Raw genomic sequence first — 12034 nt, 5'->3', positions numbered from 1 at the left:
TTACATTCTTTCAGGAACATCTATTCCTAAAAGGCTAAACGCCGATGCAATAATATCGGCTACTTTTTTTGACAGTTGGACACGGAAAATCTTTTCCGTCATGTTATCAGAAGCCAAAATAGGAACCGCCTGATAGAACGAATTGTATTCACGAACCAGTTCGTATGTATAATTCGCAATCAAAGCCGGACTGAAATTTTGAGCTGCATTCTGGATTACTTCCGGGAAAGTTTCCATTTGCTTTAGCAATTCTTTTTCCTTCTCATGCAACTTTATCGCAGACACAGCTCCTGAATAGTCAAAGTCCGCTTTTCTGATGATAGACTGGATTCTTGCATAGGTATATTGGATAAACGGACCTGTATTTCCTGCAAAATCAACCGATTCTTCAGGGTTAAACAGGATACGTTTTTTAGGATCTACTTTTAATATATAATATTTCAAGGCACCCAATCCGATAGTCTTATACAGCTTGTTTTTTTCTTCTTCAGAATAATGATCCAACTTGCCCAGTTCCTCAGAAATCGTTCTGGCCGTTTCAGCCATATCATCCATTAAATCATCTGCATCAACAACGGTTCCTTCACGACTTTTCATTTTTCCAGAAGGCAAATCCACCATTCCGTAAGACAGGTGGAAAAGGTTCTGTGCCCAGTCGTATCCGAGTTTTTTCAAGATTAGGAATAACACCTTAAAGTGATAATCCTGCTCGTTCCCTACCGTGTACACCATACCTCCAACATCCGGAAAATCTTTGGAACGCTGAACGGCAGTCCCAATATCCTGTGTCATATAAACCGAAGTTCCGTCAGAACGCAAGACTAGTTTTTCATCCAAACCGTCTTCAGTCAAATCAATCCAAACCGAACCGTCAGGCTTTTTATAAAAAATGCCCTTTTCAAGTCCCTGTTCAATTATATCTTTCCCTAATAAATAGGTATTGCTTTCGTAATAATACGTATCAAAATCAACTCCAAGATTGGTATAGGTTTCGGCAAATCCGGCATATACCCATTGGTTCATCATTCTCCAAAGGTTCATTACCTGTTCATCGCCAGCTTCCCATTTTTGAAGCATTTCCTGAGCTTCTAACATAATTTTAGTTCTGCTTCTAGAAACATCCATTATCTTAGAAACTTCTTCCTCAATTTTATTTTCTATTAAAATTACAGACTTAATTATTTTTTCAAAATCTTTACATTTTGCCTCTAAAGTTTCTTTCTCTTTTTCATCGGCTTCTTGTAAAATTAATTTTGATATTTTAGAAAGAAATAATTCATTATCTATCGCTGTTTTAACTTTAATTTCAAACTGATTCCCTAATTTCGATATAGCTTCAAAATCCAAATTATTGCATTCGGTAGATCGTATAGAATATAAACTTTTAATTGCAGCGTTTGATAATTCTATTTCATTAGATTTAGTCGTTGGAAAATTCTTAAAATCATTTATTCTATAATCCTGAAAAATGGATTGGGCTTGATTTCTAATTTCATTTTCAAACATAACATAATATTTCCCAACTAATTTATCACCTTTCAGTCCGGAAGTTTCAGGAGTTTCATTGTTTCCAAATTTTTCCCAGGCCAACATCGATTTGCAGATATGGATTCCTCTGTCATTAATAATCTGGGTTTTGTATACTTTTTTTCCTGAAGCTTTGATAATTTCTGCTACAGAATATCCCAAAAGATTGTTACGAACGTGCCCTAAATGCAATGGTTTGTTGGTATTTGGAGACGAATATTCTACCAAAGTTGCTTTTTCGTTTTCCGATGGAGTTACAAAACCAAAATTCTTCTCTGATCTTGTCTTTTCAAAGAAATCAAGATAGTAGCTGTCCGAGATAACAATATTTAGAAATCCGGAAACCACATTGAATTTTTCAACCTCAGCAACATTTTCTACCAAATAGGTTCCTATTTTGTTTCCAAGTTCTACCGGATTGCTTTTCACAAGCTTAAGCAGCGGGAAAATCACCATAGTGATATCACCTTCGAATTCCCTCCGTGTTGCCTGAAATTCTATTTTATCAATAGTAACTCCAAACAAAGCCGAAATGGCTTTTTCAATCTGTGGTGTAAGAATTTGAGATAATGTCATTTTAAGTGTTTTTTAAGCGTGCAAAGATATTAATTCTGACTGAATTTAGGAATACCAAAATTCCATTTATCAAAGATAGATTTTCTTTTTGCTTTGCTTGAAAAATTGGCTGTTTTATTGCTATAAAGAACACTCAAAAAAGTTAGCCAATAATTTTTTCTTCGACTTAGCGCCTTTGCGTCTTTGCGAGCAATTATTCTCTCGCAGAGACGCTAATACGCAAAGCTTTTTCATAACACCTTTTTTTTGGAAGTAACAAAATTTAAAGTGCCTCGTCTCTAATAAATAAGCCTTCTCAACTTACATACAATCCCAATCAGGCCGCAAATAAAAGAGTCAACCATTTTATACATCAATCATGACGAACAAACTACAATCAATCACAAAAGGAAAATATTGGGATTATTTCATACTCGTAGCTCGATTTTTATTGGGCTGGACATTTTTAAGATATGGTTACGGAAAATTAACCGATGGGCAATTCGGTTTGACAGAAGCAGAATTACTGACACCCATAAAAGACCTCAGCCTATTTCGGGTTTCCTGGTATCTGTTTGGACACGAACCTTTCAATCTGTTTATTGGAATTTCCCAGATTGTCTGCGGACTGTTATTAATCCTAAATCGGACAGCACTATTGGGTGCTTTTCTATTTCTGCCAATAGTTACCGTAATTTTAATAATTGATTTGACAGCCATGCCGCCTGCCTTGTTAGCCGGCTTTACCTTTAGGCTTCCTTTTTACATACTGCTTGACTGCCTGGTTTTATGGCATTATAAAGATCGGATTCTGATTATCTGGAGAAACATCATAAGCGGCGTAAATACCAAATTTAAATTTCCTGTTTGGGCCTACTTGATACTGCCTGTTCTTGCTATTGGTTTGGAAATAATCGGGATGTTACCAAAAGTCCTATTTTTTGCGATAAAAAATTTATTTGGGTCATGATCTGTTTCTTTTTGGGAATGACAAATCTATTTCTGATTGAATTTTCTTTCTTATAAATCTAGATTTGTAAGACTTTCAACACACAATATATCAAAACGTTACTTTTCGCCTGATTAATTTGCATTTCGTCGATGCTTCTCTATATCTTTGCTTAGAACTTTCAAATAAAAGCCCCAATTTTTATTAAGTGAGTATCAAAAAAATTGTCCAGATTTTGATATGAAAAATAACCTATTGATTTTATTGGCGTTATTGCCAATACTTGGCTATTCCCAGGCCATAACTGTCGATACGTCAACCCGTACAGTCCCAGAACTTGTCACTAATGTTCTAGTAAATTCTCCTTGCACAGAAGTAACGAATGTTTCATGGCGAACCGGAAGCAATTTTGGTTCCAGCAACGGAATAGGCTATTTCCAGAATACCAATCCTAATTTCCCGATAGAAAGCGGTGTCATACTAACCACAGGAGACGCAAGCCATGCACCCGGCCCAAACAATTCACTACTAAGTGACGGGAATAATCCGGCATGGATAGGCGATACCGATTTGGAAAATGTACTCGCTGCCGCAGGATTCACCATGACTTCTGTAAATGCCACCGTGCTTGAATTTGATTTCGTACCGATTTCTTCCAATTTCAGCATGGATTTTCTTTTTGCTTCAGAAGAATACGGTAATTCGCAATGTAACTTTTCAGATGCATTTGCTTTTCTTCTCACAAATCTGAATACTGGAGTCACCGAAAATCTGGCTGTAATTCCAAATACGACAACTCCGATTTCTGTCTTGACAATTCGTGACTTTCTTTATAACTCATCATGTCCCTCAGTTAATCCTGAATATTTTGGAAAGTTTAATGGCGGTTCAGAAGCTTCAGGTTCTGCTATTAATTTTAACGGACAAACAGTCCTTTTCACAGCCTCGTCTACTCTGACACCTAATACGCCTTACCATATCAAACTGGTTATTGCCGACCGATCTGACTACAAATCCGATTCTGCTATCTTTCTTTCGTCAGACAGCTTTAATATCGGGCAAGATGTTTTGGGACCGGATTTGACTATTGCTACCCAAACGGCAATTTGCCAGAACGAAACACATACTCTTACTACTGGATTGGATCCGGGAACTTATTCTTTTTCATGGATGAGAAACGGAGGACCTATTGGTGGAAATGATGATGAATTAATCATTAACGAACCTGGAACGTATTCTGTTACCTATAACAATACGCTATTTCCGTGCGAAGCTCCGGTAACCGACACTATTATTGTAGAATATTATCCGGAACTGGTTACGCCGCAACCGCATACTTTGTACAAATGCAACACAGGACAGCCTACATATAACTTTGACTTGTCTTACAACACGCCTATTATTTTGTCTGGTATCGATCCGGGCGTGACACTATCGTATCACGCCAACAGAGCAGATGCTGAAACCGGAGCAAACATATTACCAGCTACCTATCCGAGTGCCGGAAGTGAAACCATATACGTAAGGATTCGAAACACCAATGGCTGTATCTCAATCAAGTCGTTTGACCTGCTTTTGATTGCACCTCCAACAGCAACAAAGCCAAACGATGTTACTGAATGTGCTGTCGCTTTAGACGCTACCGATGCGAATTTCAATTTTGCAATACAAGATATTGCAGTTTTAAACGGACTTTCTGCTGACATTTACAACATTTCATATTATACATCACTCCCTAATGCACAGGCCGGAACCAATCCGCTTCCTTCTACAAATTATACCACAGGAGGCAATCAGACAATTTATGTAAGATTGGAGAATAAAACGGATACGGCCTGTTATGACACGACCAGTTTTGAGATTTTTGTAAAAAACCTCCCGATTGTAGACATAATCGAAAATGTAATTGTGTGCGACCAACACGAATTAGTTCCTCTTACAAACGGAAATTATTTTTCCGGTCCTGACGGAACAGGAACGCCGCTTCTTGCAGGTGACATCATTACAGAAACACAAACTATTTTTGTTTACAACCAAACCGGAGGCGTGCCTAACTGTTCTAACCAAAGCAGTTTCAGAATAACCATTATCGACCCGGAATCACTGATTCCACCTGACGGAAGATATTGCACAAGCTATACATTGCCTACATTGCCATTTGGAAATTATTATACGCAATCTGGCGGGAACGGCACCCAGATTAATCCGGGAACCGTAATTAGAAATTCGCAGACCATTTTTGTTTATTATCAATTCCCTGAAGAGCCTTTCTGTATCATTGACGGCAGTTTTGAGGTTGAGATTATTCCGTTTGAAAATCTTCCGGATATCACTTCAGTATTCGACTGTGATTCTTACGTATTGCCTGCATTGCCTTTTGGAAATTATTATACAGGACCTGGAGGAACAGGCACCATAGTTCCTAGCGGTACGACAATTACTGCTACCCAAACGCTCTATGCTTATGTACAGAATGACATCTGCGAAGACCAAAAAGAATTTACAGTATTTATCAGAATCGATACTCCGCCTGATGCCACAAATTGTTCCAGCTATACATTACCATCGTTACCTATTGGAAATTATTATACCGGGCCGGCCGGTACCGGAACCCAAATTCCCGCCGGGACAGTAATTACTACTTCACAAACAATTTATGTGTATGTAGCTACAACCGAAAGACCAAACTGTACAGACAACGTACATTTTGATGTTATCATAACAGATCCTTTTGATCCTATTCCGGGCGACGTTGTCATTTGCGGCAGTTATACTTTGCCTCCAATAACAGTAGGAAACTACTATACCGGTTCGAATGGAACAGGCACGATGATGCTAGCCGGACAAACTATATTTACTACTCAAAGGGTTTATATTTACAAACCTGTGCTTCCGGGACAAAACTGTACCAATGAAATAAGCTACATGGTTACCATCAATCCGATTCCGCAAATCAGCTCCAGATCGGATATTGGGCCAACCTGCCAGCCTTATACCTTAACACCTCTGGCCGTGGGTAATTATTATACAGAACCTAACGGACAAGGAAGAATGCTTTCTGCCGGAGATGTTATTTCTGCAACGCAGACGATTTATATTTATGCTATTAGCACAACTGTACCTCCATGTAGTGCTCAAAATAGCTTTACAATTACAATTGTTGGAGTTGAAGCCGATTCTCCTGCTCCTGTTGCAAGTTGTGATAGCTATATCCTTCCGGCTCTGACAGTAGGAGATTATTATACCCAACCTAATGGGGGAGGAATCATGAGGCATGCAGGTGATGTTATTACAACAAGCGAAACGTTGCATATTTATGCCGAAATCGACAACCGTGGTGAAATTTGTTCAGACGACAATCTATTTGAGATTACGATTGTTACTACTCCAACAGTAAATCCGGTTCCTGCAGGTTTGAAAATAACTTGTGATAATGACGATGTAAATGATGGTATAACTTCATTTGACCTGTCTGTTTTTACAGATTTTGCACTTGGCACTCAATTACCGGAAGATTATATAGTTGAGTATTTTGAATCTGCAAGTAATGCATTGACAAGAACCAATCCTGTAACCTCTTCTACAGCCCAGACAATTCACATAAGGGTTTCGAGCAGGATTTCAGACAGTTGTTACGACATCTTGCCAATTCAATTAACAGTACTCCGCATACCGGAACCTCGCCCTAGAGGAGGAACTGTATGTATTAATAGCGAAACCAACCAGCTGATCAGTTCTCACTCCATACAAACAGGACTCAGCAGCTCTCTGCATACTTTTGAATGGTTTGATGCCAATGGACCTATTCCAGGTGCAACAGGCAGTTCTTATATTGCAACAACTCCGGGCACCTATTCGGTAATTGCAACAAGTAATGCAACCGGTTGCCCTTCAAAACTTACTTCTGTTGAAGTTGTCCGTTCTGAAAAAGCTACTGTAACCTATACCGTTAACAATACGTTTGGAGAGAACCAAAGCATTACAGTTAACGCAACCGGAGTTGGTGGTAATTATGTGTACCAGCTCGATAATGGCCCTTTTCAAACCAGCAACGTTTTTGAAAATGTTTCCTCCGGACAACACACTATAACGGTAGATGACCTGAATGGATGTGAAAAAACGACAATACCAGCTTTCGTAATCAATTATCCAAGGTATTTCACTCCAAACGGGGACGGCTATAATGACTATTGGAACATCTGGGATTTATCACACCAACCAGAAGCTGTCATTTATATTTTTGACCGATATGGCAAATTATTAAAACAGATAAAACCATCGCAACCGGGCGGATGGGACGGATTTTACAACAACGCTCCTATGCCATCTACGGATTATTGGTTCAAAGTTATCTATACTGAAAACGGCGTTACAAAAGAATTTAGGGCACATTTCGCAATGAAACGATAAATTTAAAAGCTACTAATTTACAGCTAATCAGAAGGCTTCCTAAAACAGGAAGCCTTTTTATTGTTTGGAATGAATTTAAATATGAAAAAATGTGTAACATATTTTTATTTCTATAGTCTATATAGTCAGCTAAAACACGTTCAATATTAAAAAGATGTTAATTTTTGTATAAACTAGTACTATGCATTACATGTTAATAGAAAAACAAATACATTTGCAACATCAAACATCAATCAAAAAATAGCCCAATGAGACTAAAATTATTTATTCTAAGCCTTATTATGATGCCATTGCTTTCTATGCAGGCACAAAACAATCTGACGATTACAGGAAAGGTAGTCGATAAATCGGGACAACCGATTTCTTACGCTACCGTGACGGTGAAGGAAGGTGAGACAGTAATTACAGGAAGTATCACTGATGATAGTGGTGATTTTGAAGTAAAAGGACTTGCTCCTAAGAATTACAATGTCGAGATACAGTTTATCGGATACAAGCCTTATAACGGAAAGGCCGATCTTACAACAGGTCAAAAAAGCTTGTCATTAAGCAGAATTACCCTTGCAGACGAAGCAACTCAGCTGGAAGGCGTTGAAGTTATTGCAGAACGCTCAACGATTGAGCAAAAAATCGACCGAAAAGTAATCAACGTAGGACGCGACCTTACAACGGCCGGAGCCACAGCTTCAGAAATCATGAACAATATTCCTTCTGTGAATGTTGATCAGGATGGAAAAATCTCCTTAAGAGGAAACCAAAATGTTAGGGTATTGATAGACGGAAGACCAACCAATATGGATCCGGCACAATTGCTAAAACAGATTCCTTCTACATCAATCAAGAAAATCGAATTGATTACGAACCCGAGTGCCAAATACAATCCGGAAGGAATGTCGGGTATTATCAACATTGTGTTGCATAAAAACTCAAATAACGGTTTCAACGGAAGCTTAAACTCAGGAATTACATTCGCCAAAGATCCAAAATTCAACAACTCTTTGGACATGAACTACAGAACCGGAAAAGTAAACTTCTTTGGAAATGGAGGAAGCAACTTCGGAAAATACCACAATGACGGTTTTATCCAAAGATTCGACAATAATTCACAACAGAAGCTTAATATGCTGAATGACAATGAATCGTATTTATACAAGATTGGCATGGATTATTATATCGATGATAACAATACGATTTCATTCTATACGAACCAAAACTCAATGAATGGTAAAGGAAATGTAGATACTGATATTCGTTACCTGAATGGAGACCTGCCAAATGTATTGCAGCTAGGAAGATATGATACAGACAATAATAGTGGTGCCTATAACCTGGCCTATAAACATAAGTTTGCAAAAGAAGGCCATACTTTGGACTTTGAAGGAAACTACAATGATTATGACCAGACGCAAAAAGCAAATTTCAACACGACAACATTTGTTAATCCGGCAGAACAGGTTATTTATAATGACAAAATTGTTGACAAAAGAAAAACCACAACTTTAAACCTGGATTACGTAAATCCTTTGTCTGAAAAATCGACTCTTGAATTGGGTGCTGAAGCCAGAATCACAAGAACATCAAACGATTATACTACAGGAAACCTGTTGGTTCCAATTGGAAACAGAAGTTCAAACTATACATACGATATTGACATCTACTCAGCTTATGCTACTTTCGGACAGAAGTTTGAAAAATTCAGTTACCAACTTGGAGCACGTTTTGAAAGCTATAAAGTACAGGCTAACCTGAATGTAAACAATAGCAAAGTAGCTTTTGAGGACGATTATATCACAGTTTATCCGTCAGCTTATTTTACGTATAACCTGAATGAGAAAGACATGTTCCAGTTGAGCTACAGCCGTCGTGTTGACAGACCAAGCTTAGAACAGACAAAACCAATCAGAGAGTTTGCAACGCCTTTGGTTACCGGTTTGGGTAATCAGGAATTAGAGCCACAGTTTACCAACTCTGTAGAATTGAACTATACCAGAATACTTACAAAAGGCTCGATTACAGGAGGTGTTTACTACAGATTGATCAATGATGAAATTAGCCGAGTTTTATATTCTGACGAAACTACAGACAACCCAAATGACTTGATCATGAGCTGGGCTAACTTTGACAACAATTCTGCTTACGGATTTGAATTGTCTGCCAACTACAAAATTGCAAAATGGTGGGATGTTCAGCCTTCTATCGATTTCTCAAGTATTTCACAAAAAGGTCTGGTTTCTGTATTGAGACCTGGAACAATCGACCAGTTTGATTTTGTAAGAAAAGAAATTGACGCTGCTGCATTTAATGCAAGATTGAATAGTAACTTCAAAGCAACAAAGAATTTGAGCTTCCTATTGTTTGGTTTCTATAGAAGTGGTGTTGATGGAGTTCAAAATGATAGCAAAGACATGTACAAAATTGATATGGGAGCACGTTACTCTATGTTGAACAACAAGATGAACTTCAGTGTTCGTTTCAATGACGTCTTTAATATGATGGAATATGGCTTCGACAGCAGAAATCCATATCCAAGCACAGGAGTTTTCAGATGGGAAAGCCAAAGCCTTTACTTCGGAATCAACTATATGTTTGGTGGTGGTAAAAACAGAGCGCTGCAAAGAAAGTATCGTGAAGATAACACGAAACAAGGTGGCGGTATGTTCTAAGAATCAATTTTAGATTTTTTTATATATTGGGTTAGAATGAAAAACTCGGAAGTGATGCCTCCGAGTTTTTTTATTTTATAAATCCTGCATTCAAGGAAATATTTCTATTACCGCTCCTATTTCCACTGCTTCATATAATTCGTCAATTTCGTCATCTGTTACAGCAATACAGCCGGCTGTCCAATTTTTCCATCGGTGGAACTTTCTTCTATAACCGAAACCATTCCGAAGTCCGTGAATTTTTATATCGCCACCCGCCGACTTTCCTAAAGTCATGGCATGCTCAACATCTTTTTCATTAGGATAAGAAACTCCTAGATTTTTGTGGAAAGCGCTATTCGGGTTCTTTCCGTCTATCGTATAAATTCCTTCCGGAGTTTTGCAATCGCCCTCAAATTCTTTATGCCCTACCGGATTTTTCCCCAAGGCTATACGATATGTTTTTAAAAGAACATTTCCATAATAGACTCTCATCCTTCGTTTTGACTTGTAAACTTCTATCCTATCGATAGCCTTACCTTTCGGCAATTTTGATCCTGGATAAAAATAGTAAAGGAGGAAGGAGATGGGGAGGATTAGAAGAAGCATTTTTTTTGAGGTACTAAGATTCTGAGGTACTAAGGTACTAAGGCACTAAGGTTTTAGAGAGTTTTTTTTAACCCAGAGTCATAAAATCTTAGCAGCTTAGCGCCTCAGCACCTTAGCCTCTTTTTTTTACCAACGAATAACTACACTCCCCCAGGTGAAGCCACTTCCAAAAGCAGCCAACACCACAAGGTCGCCAGATTTTATTTTTCCTTGCTCCCATGCTTCTGTCAAAGCAATTGGAATGGAAGCTGCGGTAGTATTTCCGTATTTCTGGATATTATTATAAACCTGGTCGTCTGTCAACTTAAATTTTTGCTGGATAAATTGAGAAATTCTCAAATTCGCCTGATGTGGAATCAGCATATTGATATCAGAAACATCCAGATTGCTGGCTTTTAAGCCTTCCATAATCACTTCACTAAAACGAACCACTGCATTTTTAAATACAAATTGCCCATTCATGTATGGGAAATAGCTTTCATCATTCGGATCATTATCTGCAATAATATCGGTTACCCAACGTCCGCCCATTCCGGGAGCTTTTACGATAAGTTCTTCCGCATATTGCCCTTCAGAATGCAGGTGTGTCGACAAAATTCCTTTGTTTGAATCTTCTTCTCTTGAAATTATTGCCGCTCCTGCCCCATCACCAAAAATTACCGAAACACCACGTCCACGTGTTGTCATATCTAATCCTGTCGAATGCACTTCAGAACCAATAATCAAGATATTTTTATACATGCCAGTCTTGATATACTGGTCTGCAATTGACAAGGCATATACAAAACCTGAACATTGGTTTCGAATATCCAAAGCACCAACCGTATTTAATCCTAAATCTCTTTGAACCAAAACTCCAGGACCTGGAAAATAGTAATCAGGGCTCAACGTAGCAAAAACGATAAAATCAATATCTTCTTTTGCTACTCCGGAACGCTCTATTGCAATTTTTGCTGCTTTTACACCCATAGACGTAGTAGTATTCCCGTCGCCTTTTACTATATGGCGTCTTTCCTGAATTCCTGTACGTTCCTGGATCCACTCATCATTAGTGTCTATTTTTTTAGACAAATCATCATTAGTAACAATATTTTCAGGAACATAATATCCTAAACCTGCAATTTTCGAATGATACATATTTTATTATTTCGTTAAAAATCAGACCGCAAATTTACGCATCTGCGAATTATCTGTTGCACAAGTTAGCAAATATTTCAATATCAGCAATTGACAGTTTATTTCACAAGTGCTTTTTTCACGGAATGCATTTATTTATTAACTAAATATTTTAGCAGATGTAACAAGCTTGACTTATTTTAGACAAATGTTTCATCAACTCTAA

Annotated in this window: 6 protein-coding genes; 3 read left to right on the top strand and 3 right to left on the bottom strand. The window is 38.0% G+C overall.

Going from position 1 to position 12034, the window contains the following annotated elements:
• The gene (argS, locus tag FJA49_RS16905) at positions 1-2103 is read right to left on the bottom strand and encodes an arginine--tRNA ligase (RefSeq protein ID WP_140002418.1); all 2103 of its coding nucleotides are present in this window, start codon (positions 2101-2103) and stop codon (positions 1-3) included.
• Between the two features lie 358 nt (positions 2104-2461).
• Here argS and FJA49_RS16900 point away from each other — a divergent pair, with 358 nt between their 5' ends.
• From FJA49_RS16900 to FJA49_RS16890, 3 genes are all read left to right on the top strand, one after another.
• Entirely contained in the window at positions 2462-3052 is a 591-nt protein-coding gene (locus FJA49_RS16900) for a DoxX family protein (protein WP_140002416.1), read from the top strand.
• A gap of 219 nt (positions 3053-3271) precedes the next feature.
• Positions 3272-7441: a choice-of-anchor L domain-containing protein gene (locus FJA49_RS16895; protein ID WP_140002414.1), complete on the top strand. Its 4170-nt coding sequence runs from the start codon at positions 3272-3274 to the stop codon at positions 7439-7441.
• A 248-nt stretch (positions 7442-7689) separates the two neighbouring features.
• Positions 7690-10104 (top strand): TonB-dependent receptor, encoded by a 2415-nt coding sequence (locus tag FJA49_RS16890; protein WP_140002412.1) that lies wholly within the window; start codon positions 7690-7692, stop codon positions 10102-10104.
• A 90-nt stretch (positions 10105-10194) separates the two neighbouring features.
• Here FJA49_RS16890 and FJA49_RS16885 read toward each other — a convergent pair whose 3' ends face one another.
• Both FJA49_RS16885 and FJA49_RS16880 read right to left on the bottom strand, forming a co-directional pair.
• Complete coding sequence (locus FJA49_RS16885; RefSeq protein WP_140002410.1) at positions 10195-10692, bottom strand: L,D-transpeptidase family protein; 498 nt, start codon at positions 10690-10692, stop codon at positions 10195-10197.
• Between the two features lie 126 nt (positions 10693-10818).
• Positions 10819-11829, bottom strand: coding sequence for a 3-oxoacyl-ACP synthase III family protein (locus tag FJA49_RS16880; protein ID WP_140002408.1), 1011 nt, complete (start codon positions 11827-11829; stop codon positions 10819-10821).
• Positions 11830-12034 lie beyond the last annotated feature (205 nt).

Origin of the sequence: Flavobacterium microcysteis (assembly GCF_006385255.1) — a bacterium.
Taxonomy (GTDB): Bacteria; Bacteroidota; Bacteroidia; order Flavobacteriales; family Flavobacteriaceae; genus Flavobacterium; species Flavobacterium microcysteis.
Note: the sequence above shows the minus strand (reverse complement) of the source record. Positions and strands in the feature narration are given on the sequence as shown.

Excerpts from the sequence above, each read along its gene's own strand:
- argS (WP_140002418.1), bottom strand. The coding sequence starts at position 2,103 with ATGACATTATCTCAAATTCTTACACCACAGATTGAAAAAGCCATTTCG.
- FJA49_RS16900 (WP_140002416.1), top strand. The coding sequence starts at position 2,462 with ATGACGAACAAACTACAATCAATCACAAAAGGAAAATATTGGGATTAT.
- FJA49_RS16895 (WP_140002414.1), top strand. The coding sequence starts at position 3,272 with ATGAAAAATAACCTATTGATTTTATTGGCGTTATTGCCAATACTTGGC.
- FJA49_RS16890 (WP_140002412.1), top strand. The coding sequence starts at position 7,690 with ATGAGACTAAAATTATTTATTCTAAGCCTTATTATGATGCCATTGCTT.
- FJA49_RS16885 (WP_140002410.1), bottom strand. The coding sequence starts at position 10,692 with ATGCTTCTTCTAATCCTCCCCATCTCCTTCCTCCTTTACTATTTTTAT.
- FJA49_RS16880 (WP_140002408.1), bottom strand. The coding sequence starts at position 11,829 with ATGTATCATTCGAAAATTGCAGGTTTAGGATATTATGTTCCTGAAAAT.